The organism is Variovorax sp. Soil_C_33 (assembly GCF_057656935.1).
Map to the genome: position 1 here is coordinate 130,486 of NZ_JBDGJK010000009.1, position 15,398 is coordinate 145,883.

The following is a 15,398-nucleotide window of genomic DNA, read 5'->3' on the forward strand; positions in this document are numbered from 1 at the left end:
GGAGTGATGCATGAAGACAAACGACACTTCGTCAGCGATGAGTGAATCGCGTTCATAAAGGGTTTACCCGATGCGATCGTCGTTTCCCCCACTGAGCTGCCTGCTTGCCTTCGAGGCTGCGGCGCGCCGCGCGAGCTTCAGCGCGGCCGCCATCGAGCTGCACCTGACGCCCTCGGCGGTGAGCCACCAGATTGCCAAGCTGGAGGAACTGCTCGGCGTGCGGCTGTTCGAGCGTTCGGCGCGCAGCATCGCGCTGACCGAAGCCGGCCGCGAATACATGAGCCGGGTCTCCGGCGCGCTCGACGCGATCAGCTCAGCGACCGACAACGCGCGCAAGGGCGTTCGCAACGCGCTATATGTCCACGCGGCGCCGAGCTTCGCGAGCCTGTGGCTCATGCCGCGACTGGCCGATTTCGCGCAGGCGCACCCCGGCATCGCACTCTCGTTGTCCTCGTCCGTCGTTCACTCCGACTTTGCGAGCGGCCAGGTCGACATCGACATCCGATACGGCGTGCCGAACTGGCCGCATCTCAACGTGCAACCCGTGTTCGAGGAACGGATTCAACCGATGGCGAGCCCGGCGTTCATCGAAAGGCATCGCATCGAGAACCCTGCAGACCTGCTGAACCTTCCGTTGATCCAGTCTGTCGTCAACGTCGTGCAATGGGGCGATTGGTTCCGCAGCCGCAAGATCGCGTTCTCGAGCGGGCAGTTCGCTTTCCGCTTCGATCGAACATCCATGGCCCTCGACGCCGCGGTGCAAGGCCTGGGCATTGCCCTGGACAGCTCATCGGTAGCCGCGGGCCACCTTCACCAGGGCCGATTGAGAAAGGTCTTTGACGAACGCTGGTGCTTGAAGGTCCATGCGCACTTCCTGGTATGCCCTCAGCGCCATCTGCAGCGCAGCGAAGTGACGAACTTCATCGAGTGGATGCGGGAACAGGCGGTCGAGCCGGAGAGCGCTGCAGTGTCGACTTGGACTGCGGCCTAGAGCCGCAGCGCTTGCGCGTAGCCGGTCATCTCGAGATAGCCGCGCCCGACGCGCCGCCCGCTCGCGTCTTGCAGATCGCTCAGTCCTTCCCAGTAGACGGCACCGGTCGAACCCCGGCTGTCGAGCTCCTGGTCGTCCAGCAGTGCCTGCACCCTGAAGACGCCGGCCGGCGTCTGGATGCGCCATCGGGTCGGGTAGGCCGCGCGCGTGCGCGGGCTGGTCCAGGTGCTTTCGGCGTCGAAGCGCAGCTCGTCTGGGCCGAAGACGCGCAGCGTTCCGTCGGCGCTGCGCAGCGAGCCGCCGAACCACTGGGCCGAGCCGTCGCGCCGCCGGATGCGAAAGGCCATCAGCGCGCCGCCGTCGTCGAGGTTCATGCCGATCCAGTCCCAGCCGGCCGCGTCTGGATGCAGGTAGGCTTCGCTCCATTCGTGGTCGAGCCAGGCCTTGCCTTGCACGTCGAAGGCGCGGCCCTGCAAGGTGAGACGGCCCTGCGTCGCGAGCTGCGGCTCGCTGTAGTAGTAGCTGGCCTGCTCGGCGTCGGGGCCCTTGCGCGACAGGCCGTCCTTGCCTTGCAGCAGCACCGGCTGGGCGGGTGAAAAGCGCACGTCGAGTCCGAAGCCCTCGGCCGGCAACTTGGCCGTGTAGCCGCTGGCATCGCGCTTCAGCGTCCAGTTGCGCAGCCGGACGTCGGTGTCCTCTTCGGCCGCCGATGCCACGCCGAAGCCGGCCCGCGCGATGCGCTCGTCGTGCCAGAGCTTGCGGCCTTCGAGATCGGTGATGGCCGCGTGCGCGAAGATCAGCTGACGCGCCGCGAAGTCCGAGCGCATCGCCTGCGTCGCAGCGACGCGCGAGCGGAAGAAGGTGAGCTGGAAGCCGAAGTCGCGCGCGCCGGCCTGTGCATGGCCCGTGATGTACCACCACTCGGTGCGCAGATCCGGATGGCTGCCGAAGTCGCGCGGAAACTGCAGCATGCGCGGCGGCAGCGCCCACGCCGCCGGTGCCGCGAGTGCCGACAGGAGCACGGCACGGCGCGACATGTCGAAAGGGGCGGCGTGAGTCACGCCGACGAGTCTACAAGTCCTTCGCGTTCAACCGAAGGTGAAGGCGTAGGCTTGCGCGCCGGCATCGAGGAATTCGATCTCGAACAGTCGGTCCTTGGCGGGAGACGCCTGGCGCACCAGTTGGTAGAGGCGCTGCGCGTCGATCGTCCCATTGCCCTGGGCATCGACGTCGGAGCCATGGTCGGAGAGCGGCGGCTTGCCGTCCACCAGCACCCTGAAGCGCACGGGCTTGCCGTCGGCCGAGGGACCGAGCACCAGATGCAGATCGCGCGCATGGAAGCGCAAGGCGATGCGGCCGTTGGCGCGATTGACGACCGCGCGTTCGCGCTCCACCGTCCATTCGCCGGCCAGCGCCCACTGGTTGGTTCGCAGCGACACGGCAGCCAGGTAGGTGTTCGCGCGATCGCCGGCAATGCCGCCCGGCGAGGCGAAGTTCTGCGTGCGTTCGTAGCCCAGGTAGGTTTCTTCGGACAGCACGGGTGCCGTGCCCGCCGCGGCCTCGACGCCTTCGCCCCGCGGCGCGACCAGCCCGGACGGAGCATGGCTTCGCCCGACCTCGGCCAGCAGTTGCTGGATGATCCGTTCGAGCTTGTCGTACCGGTTCTCGCCGAACTGGTGATGGCGAATGCGCCCCTCTGCATCGATGAAATAGAACGCGGGCCAGGCCTGGTTGTCGAAGCCGCGCCAGATGGTGAAGTCGTTGTCGATGGCAACCGGGAAGTCGATGCCGAGATCCTTGGTCGCCCGGCGCACGTTAACCGGCCGCTTCTCGAATGCGAACTCGGGTGCATGCACGCCGAGGACCACCAGGCCCGCATCCTTGTACTTCTCCGACCACGCGCGAAGATAGGGCAGGGTGCGCAGGCAGTTGATGCACGAATAGGTCCAGAAGTCGACCAGCACCACCTTGCCGCGCAGGCTTTCGGTCGTGAGCGGGGCGGAGTTGATCCACTCCGTCGCGCCGGCCAGCGAAGGAAAGCGGCCCTCGACGCCGAGCGTCCGCGCGGGTGCCGGCTCGAGGGCGGCTGCCGTCTGCATCGTGCCCGTCGGTTCGAGGGAGACGCTCGCGTCGACGCGCGGCGGCGTCGGCTTCCGGATGCCGGTCTTCTCGACCAGCGCCTGCTCCAGGGCCGAGGTGGTGCCGACCGAGAGGCGCGCGAGCAGGCCGGTGTCCAGGCCCAGCGCGATGGCGCCCACGCCCACCAGGACCGCAGCGCCGGCGGCACGCCGGACCCATTCGCCGGTGTGGAGCGATCCCTTCATCGCTGCGAACACGCGGCCGCCGAAAAGCAGCGCCGCCGCCAGCGAGGTGCACGCGCCGGCGGCATAGGCCAGCAACAGCAGCGAGGTGCCGATGCTGGCGCCATTCAAGGCCGCGCCGGTCAGGATCAGGCCGAGGATCGGACCCGCGCAGGGCGCCCACAGCAGGCCCGTGCCCACGCCCAATGCGAGCGGCGAAAAAATCGAAGGCCGGGCGAAAGAACCGTCAGCCTGCGCGTCCGAGAGCCGGATGCCGAGCGCGACCAGCGGCCGGCTCAGGCGGTCGGCCACGCTCGGGAACAACAGCGTGACGCCGAACACCGCCAGCAGCGCGATCGCCGCGTGGCGCCCGTACTCGTTGAGCTCGACCACCCAGCTGCCGCCCACCGCCGCCAGCGTGGCGATGGCGGCAAAGGCCAGCGCCATGCCCAGCAGCAGAGGCAGGCCGTGCGAGCGGAACGGCCGGTCGGCACGCGCGAACACGAAGGGAAGCACCGGCAGGATGCACGGGCTCAGAATGGTGAGCGCGCCGCCCAGGTAGGCCACGATGAGAAGGAGCATGGTGTCAGTCGATAAGCGCAGCGTTCAGGCCGCGCCGGGTTTGAACAGGGTCACGCGGGCTTCGAGGCCGCCTTCGCTGCGGTTGTGCAGGCTGAGCTCCGCGCCCATCGCGATGGCGAGCTGGTGCGCGATGGCGAGCCCCAGGCCGGTGCCGCCGGTGCTTCGGTTGCGCGAGCTCTCGACCCGGTAGAAGGGCTTGAGCACGGCCTCCAGCTCGTCGGGCGGGATGCCCGGCCCGTTGTCCAGCACCGCGACCACCAGCCGCCCCGCATCGGCCTGCACCTGCACGCGCACGTCGCTGCCGAACTTCAATGCGTTGTCGATCAGGTTGACGAGAATCCGGCGCAGGGCCTGGGGCCGCGTCACGATCGGTGCGTCGATCCGTCCCTCCAGGCGCACGGCCTGGCCCGAATCCTCGTAATCGGCGACCATGCTCTCGAGCAGCGCATCGGCATCGATGCGCAAGGGCGGCTCCGTCGCGCCGTGCAGCGTGCGCGCATAGGTGACGCCTTCTCGCACCAGCGCATTCATGGCGTCGAGGTCCTGGCGGAACTTCAGCTGGTCGCGCTCGTTGTCCATCATCTCGGTGCGCAGCCGCATGCGGGTGATCGGCGTCTGCAGGTCATGGGAGATCGCCGCCAGGATCTCCACGCGCTCGGCCATGTAGCCGGCGATGCGCCGCTGCATCGCGTTGAACGCGCGTGCCGCATGCGCCACCTCGGTGGGGCCTTCTTCCTCGATGTTGCGGGCCTTCAGGTCGGGCCCGAGCTCGTCCGCCGCCGCGGCGAGCCGCGCCAGCGGGCGCGTGACCAGCCGCACCGCGAACCAGGCGCAGACCGCGAGCACCACGAGCTGGACCAGCAGCAGCCACATGACCCAGTTCGACACCGGCATGCCCACCCGCCTGGCATCGACGATCACCGGGCTGCCGTCCGCCAGCTTCACCTGGATCCGAATGCCCTCGGTCGGCTCGGCGACCTGTGCCACCTTCACGACCTCGAAGGGATGCATCGCGTTGACGATGGCCGCGGCGAACTCCTGCGCCAGCGGCGTCGCGGGCGGCGGGCCCGCGACGCCGCCGCCCAGCATGAAACGGTAGTTGCGCCGCTCCAGCCGGCCCAGCCAGCTCGCGCGCTCGGCGGCGGGCAGGCGATCCAGCACGGCGATCGAGCTCGCGATGTCGCGTTCGATGCCGATCATCATCAGCTCGCGCAGCGCCATGCCGCGCTCGTAGCGGATCGCCGCGAAGGTCAGCAGCTGCGCAATCGCGAGGCCGACCACGATGATCAGCGTCACGCGGGCGAACAGCGATTGAGGGATCAGGCGACGCATGGTGGGCATGGACGGGTTATAGACCCCGCCGCTCAGACCAGGTTGATCTCGACGCCGATGTTGCCCCGCGTGGCCTTGGAGTACGGGCAGGTCTGGTGCGCGGCATCCACGAGCGCGCGGGCGACTTCGTGCTCCACGCCCGGCAGGCTGACGTTGAGGCGGGCCTGGAGGAAGTAGGCGCCGTCCGTGGCGCCCAGGTCGACTTCGGCGTCGACGGCCGTGTCGGCCGGCAGCTTGACCTTCATCCTGGCGGCCGCGAGCCCCATCGCACCGATGAAGCAGGCCGACCAGCCGGCGGCGAACAGCTGCTCGGGGTTGGTGCCGGTGCCTGCGGTGCCGGGGGAGGAGAGCTTGATGTCCAGGCGGCCGTCGGAGCTGCGGGATTCGCCGTCGCGACCGCCCGAGGAGGTGTGGGTCTTGCCGGTGTAGAGGACTTTTTCGATGCGGGTCATGGTGTGTTCCTTGATAGGTTGAAAAGCTGAGGCCGCGATTGTTGGCGGCGAACACTCCGCATGACGCGTGGACCGTATTCCTTTGTATCTGGGCGGCATTGCGCAACAGTAAATTTCACTGCCGGCCGCCTCGCATCGAGCGAGAGCGCCTATGCCGACAGCGCCCACCCCGCGAGCGCAGCCAGCGCCACGACGACCACGGGCGAGACCTTGGCGTAGAGCAACAGGCCGAACGCTGCGAGCGCCAAGCCGAAGTCAGCCCTGGAATGAATGGCGCTGGTCCACACCGGGTCGTAGAGCGCCGAGCCGAGGATGCCGACCACACCCGCGTTGATGCCGGCCATCGTCGACTGGATGTCGTTGCGGCGACGCAAGCTCTCCCACAGAGGCAGCGCGCCGACAACCAGCAGGAAGGCCGGCAAGAAGACCACGAGCAGCAGCACCAGTCCGCCGATCCAACCGTGGAGCGGTCCGTTGGCGACCGCGCCCAGGTAGGCTGCGAAGGTGAAGAGCGGCCCGGGGACGGCCTGCGCGGCACCATAGCCTGCCAGGAAATCCGCGTTGCTCACCGCTCCGGCGGGCACCACCGTGGCCTGCAGCAGCGGCAGGACAACGTGGCCGCCGCCGAACACCAGGGCGCCCGATCGGTAGAAGCCGTCCAGGAGCGAAATGGTGGGCGAGCCGCTGGCGGCCGCCCACAACGGCATGCCGACGAGAAGGGCAGCGAACAAGCCCAGGGCTGCGAGCCCGACCCTGCGCGAGATGCCGTAGTCCTGGTGCTGCAAGGCACCCAGCGGCGGCACCTCGATCAACCAGCGTCCCAGCAGACCGGCGGCCACGATGGCGGCGACCTGCGCTGCGGCCGACGGCAGAGCGAGCGTCAGCAGCGCAGCCAGAACGGCGACCCCGGCTCGGAGGCGGTCGGGACACAAGGACTTGGCCATCCCCCACACCGCCTGGGCCACGATCGCCACTGCAACGACCTTGAGGCCGTGCACCCATCCCGAATCCGCAAGCCCACGGTACTCGGTCACGCCGTAGGCGAACAGGATCAACGCCAATGCGGACGGCAGCGTGAAGCCCAGCCATGCCGCGAACGATCCCCACCAGCCCGCGCGCGCCATCCCCAAGGCCATGCCGACCTGGCTGCTCGCCGGCCCGGGCAGGAATTGGCACAGCGCCACCAGGTCCGAATAGCTGCGGTCATCGAGCCAGCGCCGGCGTTCGACGAACTCCGTGCGGAAATAGCCCAGGTGCGCCACGGGGCCGCCGAACGAAGTCAGGCCGAGCTTCAGGAAGATCAGAAACACTTCCCAGGGGTTGCCGAGAAACATAGTGTGGTGGCCGGCAGCGCCGGATACTTGGGCATACAAACGCTTCGCCCCGGTGGAGGGGCGCGGGCTACATTCAGGGAACGACTGCGCTCCAAGCCACATTGCCATGACTCCGAAGCCCAACGACCATATTCTCATCGTCGACGACGATCGCGAGATCCGCGAGCTCCTCACCACCTACCTGGTCAAGAACGGCTTGCGCGTGGCCGCCGTGCCGACCGGCCGCCACATGCGCGCGGCGCTGGAGGAATCTGGCCCCTTCGACCTGATCATCCTCGACCTGATGTTGCCGGGCGAAGACGGGCTGACGCTGTGCCGCGACCTGCGCACGGGCAAGTACAAGGCCACGCCCATCCTGATGCTGACGGCGCGCAGCGAGGAGGCCGACCGGATCCTCGGCCTCGAGATGGGTGCCGACGACTACCTCGCCAAGCCCTTCTCCGCGCGAGAACTGCTGGCACGCATCCGTTCTGTGATGCGCCGCACCCGCATGCTGCCTCCCAACATGCACGCGACGGAGTCGGCGAAGAAGCTCGCCTTCGGCGATTGGCAGGTGGACACCACCGCGCGGCACCTGCTCGACGCGAGCGGCACGATGGTCGCCCTGAGCGGCGCCGAGTACCGGCTCTTGCGCATCTTTCTCGATCACCCGCAGAAGGTGCTGAGCCGCGACCAGCTGCTGGGCCTGACGCAGGGCCGGGAAGCGGAGCTGTTCGAGCGCTCGATCGACCTGCTCGTGAGCCGGCTGCGCCAGCGGCTGCGCGATGATGCGCGCGAGCCGAGGTACATCAAGACCGTGCGCAGCGAAGGCTACGTGTTCGCATCGGCAGTGGATGCGGTCGACTGAGCCGACCGCACGCTAGCTGCGCTTCTCCGCCCCGCGCGTTGACGGGCCGTGATGCAATGGCAGCTCGCCGGATTGCGGATCTCGTGCGAGATGCCGCCCGCCAGGAACAGCAGGGCGAGCCAGATCTTCTTCATCTCAGGAGCCCGCGGACGGCTGCTGCGCAAGAAGCGCCTGGATCTTCTTCTCGGTTTCGCCGTAGCGTCCCTCGCCGAAATGCGAGTAGACGACCTTTCCCTGCTTGTCGATCAGGTAGACGGCAGGCCAATACTGGTTGTTGAAAGCCTTCCAGGTCGCGTAGCTGTTGTCCTGCGCGACGGCGTGCTTGATCTGCAGTTTCCTGATGGCGTCCTGGACGTTCTTGGTCGACTTCTCGAACGCGAACTCCGGCGTGTGCACGCCCACCACGACCAGGCCCTGGTCCTTGTACTTCTCGTGCCACTCCTTGACGTAGGGCAGGTGGTTCAGGCAGTTGATGCAGGTGTAGGTCCAGAAGTCGATGAGGACCACCTTGCCGCGCAGCTCTTCCATCTTCAGCGGCTGCGAGTTGAGCCAGGTGTCGATCTTCTGGAACTCCGGGGCCGACCGCGTAGCGCCGGCAGCGGTGTCGCCGCCGATCGGCGGCGCGGCGAAGGTGAGGGCGGCGACCGAGGCTGCGGCGGCCACGGCGAGGGGAAGTGCGACGGATCGGATGTTCATGGTGATTCCTTCGGGTGAGCGATGAGGCGTTGGCCTGGAGCGAACGGAATTCTTGGCCACCTTCGGCCTCGCAATTGCACATCGCGTATGCCTCTGTATCGGCGCCGGAAATCCACACACTACGTTTCGCAGTCGGCTATTTGCGGGACAGCACTAGCCGGAGCCTGCCATCAGCTTGATGCCGCCCAGGGCGATCAGCACGATGCCGAGCGCTGCAGCCAGACGGTCCCCGCGAGGCAGCAATTTCTCGAGTGAGACGGCGATCGAAAGCGCGGCGACCCAGGCCAGGTTCATGACCCCGCCGACGAACAGCAAGGCCATCAGCGCCCAGCAGCAGCCCACGCAGAACAGCCCGTGCCGCGCCCCCATGACGAAAGCGCCATACGCGCCGGGGCGCCATTCTCCGAGCAGGAAGCCCAGCGGCGTTTGACAGCGCGAAAGACACATGCGCTTGAGGCGCGAGAACTGGTAGACGCCGGCGATCAGCAGCAGCGCCCCGGTCAGCAGCGGCGACGTGCTGAGGATCATCGGGTCGACCCAGCCCAGGAACTGGAGCGTCCACTGCACCGCTGCGGCACCTGCGCTGAAGACGAACCAGGCTGCCAGGTAAGCGGCGATGAAGCTGCGCGCCCGCGCCATGTCCCCGCCGGGCGCGCTCATGTTGACGAAGGTCAGGACCATCGGCATTGCCGAGGGCAGCATCATCGCGGCCATCATGACCGCCCACATGAGCCAGATGGCGAGCACGTTGGACGCGGTCCAGCTCGACGAGGCGGGCATGGTCAGTTGGGCAAAGGGATGGCCCATGTCGATCGCGATCCAGGCCAGGAATGCCCAGGCCATCAAGGCGAGCGCGAGGATCCCGATGGCCCACCTCGGCTGCCGCGCAATGAGAGCGACAGCGCCTGGCGGCCGGTCCGCCGAATCGCGCCTCTCCTGTGCCATCGATAGCCTCCTGTGCGCAACCGCCATTCGATCCAACACCTGCCCCGGACGATCCGCGCCTCGCGTCGGCCTGTCAACCCGGCAACTTGCAGGCACCCGGCGATCGGCATAGCATTCTTGACGGCCCTTCTGTCGGGAGAATCCTGATGACCAACTGGCATGTAGACGGCGAGTACATGGAGACATGCAACTGCGCCTTTCTCTGTCCCTGCATCACCTCCAACCTCACGGCACGGCCGACCGAGGGTGATTGCAAGGCCGCGTTCGCGATGCGCATCGACAAGGGCGAGAAGGACGGCGTGAAGCTCGACGGCCTGTCGTTCATCGTGCTGATGCATTCGCCGGGCGCGATGGCCGACGGCAACATCACGGTCGGGCTGATCGTCGACGACCGTGCTTCGGATCCGCAGGCCGAAGCGATCGCCGCCATCGCGACAGGAGCGGCTGGCGGCCCGATGGCGGCGCTCGGGCCGCTCGTCGGCCGCGTCGCAGGCGTCGAGCGGCGCCCGATTCAATTCGACGTCGACGGGCTGAAGCGCGCGGTGCGCGCCGGCGAGCTGGTCGACCAGGCGTGCGTGGGCATCGCGAGCGCGGTCGCGCCCGACCAGGCCATCGGCGTGGACAACACGGTCCACCCGGTGAACAGCCGGCTGGCGCTCGCCAAGGCGACGCGCAGCAGCGTTCACGCGTTCGGCATCGACTGGGACGACGCGACCGGTACGCGCAACGGACACTTCGCGCCGTTCTCGTGGGCCGGGTAATCCAACCGGGCGCTGGGTAACCACCGGCACTCCCCTTGATCAATTTCGGACGAAGCTACGCAGCGGAACGGCTTTTGAAGAGCGCGGTCTTCACCAAGCTTTTCTTCCCGCTGTTCACGCAGCGGGCGGCCGAAAGGTATCCACAGTTCGTCATCTTTTCCTCCGATCTGATCGGCCAGGGCATCAACCTGTACGGCTACTGGGAGCACGAGGAGCTCGAGGCGCTGGCGCATTGGCTCACGGACCACCATGTCGTCGGGGGCGCGATGCTCGATGTGGGAGCGAACATCGGCAACCACAGCGTCTTTCTCGCCCGGCACTTCGAGGTCGTCCACGCCGTGGAGCCTTCTCCTCGAACCTTCGGCGTACTCATGATGAATGCTTCGCTGGCTTCCAATATCCAGTGCCATCAGATCGCGGCGTCGGACAGAAACGGGCTGGCCGCATTCCGCCTGGAGACGGTGAACGTCGGGTACTCCCGCATCATCGACGCGCCGCTGGGCTGCAACACCATCCAGGTGAACTGCTGGAAGCTGGACGACTATTTCCAGGAGCTGAAGGACATCCGCCTGGTCAAGATCGATATCGAGGGACATGAAGCACAGGCGCTCAAGGGAATGGAGAGAATCCTGCGCGAGTGCTCGCCCATCGTCGTATTCGAACAGCACTTCAGTGCGTTCAAGGACGGCAAGTCGGAGGCGATCGAGTTGCTCAAGGAGAACGGCTACACGGAGTTCTACTTCGTCGACCGGGTTCCTTCGACGCAAGGGGGAGGGCGCGCCGTCAAGCTCTGGTTCTTTCTCTGTTCGCTGCTCATGGGCTTCAGGCTTGTCGTCAAGAAGCGGACCGAGCTGGAGCCGGCCTTCTACGAGATGCTGATCGCCAAGAAGGCGGTGCCCGTCACCAGTCTTCCTTGACTGCCAGCACCGCATCGCGCGCGGCTGCCGCGCGGCCCGCCAGCCAGGCGGTGATGGTGCCGGCCGCCACCACCGCGGCGCACAGCGCGGCGAGGCGCGTCCACGGCACCAGCAGGTCCATGGTCCAGTGGAAGCTCTGCGGGTTGACCACGTGCACCAGCACCACCGAGACCGCGAGCCCGAGCACCAGGCCGGCGAGCGCGCCGATGGCGGTCCAGGCGGCGCCTTCGCCCGCCACCACCGCGAGCACCTGGGCGCGCGTGAAGCCCAGGTGCGCGAGCAGCCCGAACTCCTTGCGCCGCGCCAGCACTTGCGCGCTGAAGCTGGCCGCGATGCCGAACAGGCCGATGCCGATCGCCACCGCCTGCAGCCAGTAGGTGACGGCGAAGCTGCGATCGAAGATGCGCAGCGAGGTCGCGCGCAGCTGGCCGACGGAGGCGATCTCGATCGGCTCGGCGGCGGCGGCCGCACGCACCGCTTGCTGCACCTGCGCTTCCGACGTCCCCGGCGCGAGCCACAGCGAGATGTCGCTCACGCTGCGGTCGCCGGTCAGGCGCTCGAAGTCGCGTGCATCCATGGTGATGGCGCCGAACTGACGCACGTAGTCGCGCCAGACGCCGGCGACGAAGAAGCGCTGGCCGCCGCCGAAGGCCTTGGCAAGCGCGTCGAACTCCGTGCCCGGCTTCGCGCCGTAGAGCTCGACCATCGCCTCGCTGACGTAGATGCCGATCCGGCCCGCGGGCACCGGCAGTGCCGCACCGAGCAAGGGCAATGAGCGCGATGCTTCATCCCCCATGTTGCGCGAGATCAGCGTGACCGCCGGCCGCGTGGGATCGAGCAGCAGCGCGCGCGTGCGCAGCGTGCCGGTGCGCGCCACGCCGGGCACTCGCGCGAGCGCCTGCACGAAGGCCGGCATGAAGGCGGCCTGCTCGCTTTGGCTCGAACTGCCGGCGGTGGCGCTGCGCACATAGAGATCGGCCGGCAGCACCACGTCGAGCCAGTGCGTGACCGACTCGCGAAAGCTCGCGACCATGACGGTCAGCGCCACCGCCAGGCTCAGGCTCGCGACCACGCCGCTGACGGCCACCGCCGCCGTGCCGCGCATGCGCCGTGCGCGTTCGATCGCGAGCATCGGCAGCACCCGGCGCGCGAACAGGGGCGCGAGCCGGTCGTACAGCAGCGCGATCAGCCAGGGCAGGGCGGCGATGCCGCCGACCAGCAGGAAGCCCACCGAGAGGTAGGCCGCGATCGGGATGCCGAAGACCGCCGGTGCCGTCGCCAGCCCCGCACCGGCCGCGATCAACAGCAGCGCCAGCTTGTGCGCGCCGCTTTGCGTCGGCGCGGGGCCCAGGCCCTTGAGCGTCTGCGCCTCGGGCAGCGCCTGGGCCGCGCGCGCGGGCCACCAGCCGCCGACCGCCGCGGCGAGCAGGCCGAGGCCGCCGTAGAGCAGCGCGGCGCCCGAACTCCAGCGCAGGGTCGGTGTCACCCCTTCGAAATAGCCGCCGCCGAGATCGCCTCCCAGCACGCGCAGCGCGAAGGCCGCGAGCGCGGTGCCGAGCGCGATGCCGGCGACGCTGCCGATGACGCCCAGCACCAGCGATTCGGCGAGCACCAGCCGCAGCCGCTCGCGCGGCGTGAGGCCCAGCACGCCTAGCAAGGCGAACTGCTGCGCGCGCTTGGCGACGCTGAGCGCGAGCACCGAGAACACCAGGAAGGCGCCGGTGAACAAGGCCACCAGCGCGAGCACCGTGAGGTTCACGCGGTAGGCCCGCGAGAGATTGCTCACTCGTTCGGCTGCATCGCCGGGCTCGGCAATCCGGATGCCGGCGGGCCAGCCCGGCGATTCCTGCAGCGAGCGGATGAAGGCCGCGCGGTCGATGCCGGGCGCGAGCCGCAGGTCGATGCGCGTGAGCTGCCCGGCGCGGCCGAAGAGATCCTGCGCAGCGCCGATGTCCATCACCGCCAGCGCGCTGCCGCCGGCCGCCACCTGGCCGGCCACGCGCAACGTGTGCTGCTGCGTGCCGATGCGCAGCTGCGCCGTGGTGGCCGTTTCGCCGAACGCGGTGCGCGCGGCGGCATTGAGGAACAGCGTGTCCGGCGCGAACAGCGCGAAGCGGTCGGCGTCCTTTGCCGGCTGCGGCATCAGCGCAGGCGCGATCGTGGGCAGCACCAGCGCATCGACGCCGATCACGCGCAGCGCGATGCGGCGCCCATCGCCCGCGAGCGCCACGGCCTGCGATTCGAGCACCGGGCTGGCCAGCGTCACCTGCGGTTGCTGCGCCACGCGCGCGAACACGGCTTCGTCGAAGCCGCCTTGCGCCGCACGCAATTCCAGGTCCGGCTGGCCGTTGACCGAGCGCACGGCGCTCGCGAACTCGTCGAGCGCCGACGCGTTGATGAGCTGCACCGAGAAGGCCAGCGCCACGCCCAGCATCACCGCCAGCATGGCGGCGGCGTTGCGCCAGGGATGGTGGCGCAGTTCCTGCCAGGAGAAAGTACGAAGAAGCGCTCGCATGAGCTCGCGATTCTGCGCGCTCGTTCAAAGCCGTTCGGCTTGCGCGGCCAGGTAGGCGCGCACCGTCGGGCTGGTGCTGAGGCCGGCCGCGCGCGCATAGGCCTCGCGGGCTGCGGCCGGCTCGCCGGTGCCGCCGAGCAGGTGGGCGCGCGCGGCCCAGTAGGGCTGATAGCTCGCGACTTCTGCGATGGCGATGGCATCGAGCGCCTGCAGGCCCGCGGCCGGGCCTTCGGCGATCGCCACCGCGCAGGCACGGCTCACGCGGGCCCCGATGCTCGGGCGCCATGCGAGCAGCCCGTCGTACAGCGCGACCAGCGCATCCGGCGGAACCTGCGCGCCCAACCGGCGCGCGCAGTGGGCCGACTGGATCGCGGCTTCCATCTGGTAGGTACCGAGCGACTTCAGGGCTGCTGCATGCTGCAGCACCTGTTCGGCCTCTTGGCGCATCGCATGGTTCCAGCGCGCGATGTCCTGCACGTCGAGCGGCACGTAGTCGCCGCCTGCGCCGCGCCGAGCGGCGGCACGGCTTTCGCAAAATAGCATCAGGGCCAGCAGCCCATGCGGTTCGGGCTCGCACGGCATCAGGCCGCACAGGATGCGGCACAGCGCGATGGCTTCGACGGTGAGGCCGCGCTGCGCCGCGTCGGCGCCGTCGACGTCGTCCCAGCCGGTGCCGTAGGCCGCGTAGATGCCATCGAGCACGTCCTGCAGCCGCTGCGCCAGATCGCGCGTCTGCGGAAATTCGAACGGAATGCCGGCCGCGCGAATGCGTGCCTTGGCCCGCACCAGGCGCTGGCCGAGCGTGGAGGGCGCGACCAGAAACGCGCCCGCCATGCGTGCCGCATCGAGCCCGAGCACGGTCTGCAGCATCAGCGGCGCGCGCGCCGCGGCATCGATGGCCGGGTGCGCGCAGACGAAGAAGAGGCGCAGCCGCTCGTCGGGCACGGCCTCGCCGCCGGCCGTGTCGGCCGCGAACTCATCGGCCAGCAGAAGCAGGGTCTGTGTGGCCTCGCCCTGCACGCGGCGGTGGCGCCACGCATCGAACGTGCGGTTGCGCGCCACGCTGAGCAGCCAGGCCTCGGGCTGCTCCGGAATGCCTTCGTGCGGCCAGCGCTCGAGGGCGCGCGCGAAGGCATCGGCCAGCGCGTCTTCCGACGCGGCGATGTCGCGCGTGCGCGCCGAGAGGGTCGCGACCAGCCGGCCATAGGACTGGCGGGCGGCCCGCTCGGCGGCTTCGTGCGCGGCCTGGATGGCGGCAGAGCCTGTCACATGCAGGCTAGGGTGCGATGAAAACCGGACGCACCTCCACGCCGCCGGTGGTGGCGCAGGGCGCGCGCGCGGCCCACTCGAGCGCGGCGTCGAGGTCGGGCACCTCGATCACGAAGTAGCCGCCGAGCTGCTCCTTGGTGTCGGCGAAGGGGCCGTCCTGCACCTGCCGCTTGTCGCCGCGCACGCGCAGCGTGGTGCCGGTCATCGGCGGATGCAGCCCGTGGCCGTTCTGCACGATGCCCGACTGGCGGATCGCGCCGACGTAGTCCATCCAGCCGGCGCGGTACGCCTGTGCCGCCGCCTCGTCGCGCTGGTCGAACTCGGATTGGGGTTGATAGAACAACAGCATGTATTGCATGGGAAAGCTCCGTTCCGGAAGAAAAAGGACCGGCGAGCAGGATCGCTCAACCCAATGACGGCCGGCAATAAGGCATTTCGACAGCGGCATGTGCAGTAT

The 15,398-nt window shown here is 68.6% G+C and carries 14 protein-coding genes; 4 read left to right on the forward strand and 10 right to left on the reverse strand.

What is annotated here, in order from left to right:
* The first annotated feature begins 70 nt into the window (after positions 1–70).
* Positions 71–991 (forward strand): LysR substrate-binding domain-containing protein, encoded by a 921-nt coding sequence (locus tag AC3A6B_RS15825; protein ID WP_487837629.1) that lies wholly within the window; start codon positions 71–73, stop codon positions 989–991.
* On the opposite strand, the gene AC3A6B_RS15830 is transcribed toward AC3A6B_RS15825, so the two are convergent.
* The 5 genes from AC3A6B_RS15830 to chrA all read right to left on the reverse strand — a co-directional run bounded on the left by AC3A6B_RS15830 (position 988) and on the right by chrA (position 6,991).
* Entirely contained in the window at positions 988–2,028 is a 1,041-nt protein-coding gene (locus tag AC3A6B_RS15830) for a lipocalin-like domain-containing protein (RefSeq protein ID WP_487837630.1), read from the reverse strand. The genes AC3A6B_RS15825 and AC3A6B_RS15830 overlap by 4 nt on opposite strands.
* Before the next feature lie 51 nt (positions 2,029–2,079).
* The gene (locus tag AC3A6B_RS15835) at positions 2,080–3,873 is read right to left on the reverse strand and encodes a cytochrome c biogenesis protein DipZ (protein WP_487837631.1); all 1,794 of its coding nucleotides are present in this window, start codon (positions 3,871–3,873) and stop codon (positions 2,080–2,082) included.
* A gap of 24 nt (positions 3,874–3,897) precedes the next feature.
* The gene (locus AC3A6B_RS15840; protein WP_487837632.1) at positions 3,898–5,214 is read right to left on the reverse strand and encodes an ATP-binding protein; all 1,317 of its coding nucleotides are present in this window, start codon (positions 5,212–5,214) and stop codon (positions 3,898–3,900) included.
* Positions 5,215–5,237: 23 nt separating this feature from the next.
* A complete protein-coding gene (locus AC3A6B_RS15845) occupies positions 5,238–5,657 on the reverse strand; it encodes an organic hydroperoxide resistance protein (RefSeq protein ID WP_487837633.1) in 420 nt (139 codons plus the stop codon).
* 149 nt (positions 5,658–5,806) lie between these two features.
* Entirely contained in the window at positions 5,807–6,991 is a 1,185-nt protein-coding gene (gene chrA / locus AC3A6B_RS15850; protein WP_487837634.1) for a chromate efflux transporter, read from the reverse strand.
* Positions 6,992–7,097: 106 nt separating this feature from the next.
* Between chrA and AC3A6B_RS15855 the strand changes: the two genes are divergently transcribed.
* On the forward strand, positions 7,098–7,838 hold the full coding sequence (locus tag AC3A6B_RS15855; protein WP_487837635.1) for a response regulator: 741 nt from the start codon (positions 7,098–7,100) through the stop codon (positions 7,836–7,838).
* 135 nt (positions 7,839–7,973) lie between these two features.
* Here AC3A6B_RS15855 and AC3A6B_RS15860 read toward each other — a convergent pair whose 3' ends face one another.
* Both AC3A6B_RS15860 and AC3A6B_RS15865 read right to left on the reverse strand, forming a co-directional pair.
* A complete protein-coding gene (locus AC3A6B_RS15860; RefSeq protein ID WP_487837636.1) occupies positions 7,974–8,534 on the reverse strand; it encodes a thioredoxin family protein in 561 nt (186 codons plus the stop codon).
* Between the two features lie 153 nt (positions 8,535–8,687).
* On the reverse strand, positions 8,688–9,479 hold the full coding sequence (locus AC3A6B_RS15865) for a DUF2182 domain-containing protein (RefSeq protein ID WP_487837637.1): 792 nt from the start codon (positions 9,477–9,479) through the stop codon (positions 8,688–8,690).
* Positions 9,480–9,625: 146 nt separating this feature from the next.
* Between AC3A6B_RS15865 and AC3A6B_RS15870 the strand changes: the two genes are divergently transcribed.
* Entirely contained in the window at positions 9,626–10,240 is a 615-nt protein-coding gene (locus AC3A6B_RS15870; RefSeq protein ID WP_487837638.1) for a DUF1326 domain-containing protein, read from the forward strand.
* 35 nt (positions 10,241–10,275) lie between these two features.
* Positions 10,276–11,157 carry an FkbM family methyltransferase gene (locus AC3A6B_RS15875; RefSeq protein WP_487837639.1) on the forward strand — a complete coding sequence of 294 codons (882 nt, stop codon included), beginning with the start codon at positions 10,276–10,278 and terminating at the stop codon, positions 11,155–11,157.
* Here AC3A6B_RS15875 and AC3A6B_RS15880 read toward each other — a convergent pair.
* Genes AC3A6B_RS15880 through AC3A6B_RS15890 form a run of 3 tightly spaced genes read right to left on the reverse strand, consistent with a single transcriptional unit; the run spans position 11,141 to position 15,299 of the window.
* Positions 11,141–13,672, reverse strand: a complete 2,532-nt coding sequence (locus AC3A6B_RS15880) for an FtsX-like permease family protein (RefSeq protein WP_487837640.1) — start codon at positions 13,670–13,672, stop codon at positions 11,141–11,143. The two genes, AC3A6B_RS15875 and AC3A6B_RS15880, sit on opposite strands and share 17 nt — an antisense overlap.
* A gap of 24 nt (positions 13,673–13,696) precedes the next feature.
* Positions 13,697–14,941, reverse strand: coding sequence for an RNA polymerase sigma factor (locus tag AC3A6B_RS15885; RefSeq protein ID WP_487837641.1), 1,245 nt, complete (start codon positions 14,939–14,941; stop codon positions 13,697–13,699).
* Positions 14,942–14,948: 7 nt separating this feature from the next.
* On the reverse strand, positions 14,949–15,299 hold the full coding sequence (locus AC3A6B_RS15890) for a YciI family protein (protein ID WP_487837642.1): 351 nt from the start codon (positions 15,297–15,299) through the stop codon (positions 14,949–14,951).
* Positions 15,300–15,398 lie beyond the last annotated feature (99 nt).

Coding starts and splice junctions, on each gene's coding strand:
- AC3A6B_RS15825 (WP_487837629.1), top strand. CDS start 71: ATGCGATCGTCGTTTCCCCCACTGAGCTGCCTGCTTGCCTTCGAGGCT.
- AC3A6B_RS15830 (WP_487837630.1), bottom strand. CDS start 2,028: ATGTCGCGCCGTGCCGTGCTCCTGTCGGCACTCGCGGCACCGGCGGCG.
- AC3A6B_RS15835 (WP_487837631.1), bottom strand. CDS start 3,873: ATGCTCCTTCTCATCGTGGCCTACCTGGGCGGCGCGCTCACCATTCTG.
- AC3A6B_RS15840 (WP_487837632.1), bottom strand. CDS start 5,214: ATGCCCACCATGCGTCGCCTGATCCCTCAATCGCTGTTCGCCCGCGTG.
- AC3A6B_RS15845 (WP_487837633.1), bottom strand. CDS start 5,657: ATGACCCGCATCGAAAAAGTCCTCTACACCGGCAAGACCCACACCTCC.
- chrA (WP_487837634.1), bottom strand. CDS start 6,991: ATGTTTCTCGGCAACCCCTGGGAAGTGTTTCTGATCTTCCTGAAGCTC.
- AC3A6B_RS15855 (WP_487837635.1), top strand. CDS start 7,098: ATGACTCCGAAGCCCAACGACCATATTCTCATCGTCGACGACGATCGC.
- AC3A6B_RS15860 (WP_487837636.1), bottom strand. CDS start 8,534: ATGAACATCCGATCCGTCGCACTTCCCCTCGCCGTGGCCGCCGCAGCC.
- AC3A6B_RS15865 (WP_487837637.1), bottom strand. CDS start 9,479: ATGGCACAGGAGAGGCGCGATTCGGCGGACCGGCCGCCAGGCGCTGTC.
- AC3A6B_RS15870 (WP_487837638.1), top strand. CDS start 9,626: ATGACCAACTGGCATGTAGACGGCGAGTACATGGAGACATGCAACTGC.
- AC3A6B_RS15880 (WP_487837640.1), bottom strand. CDS start 13,672: ATGCGAGCGCTTCTTCGTACTTTCTCCTGGCAGGAACTGCGCCACCAT.
- AC3A6B_RS15890 (WP_487837642.1), bottom strand. CDS start 15,299: ATGCAATACATGCTGTTGTTCTATCAACCCCAATCCGAGTTCGACCAG.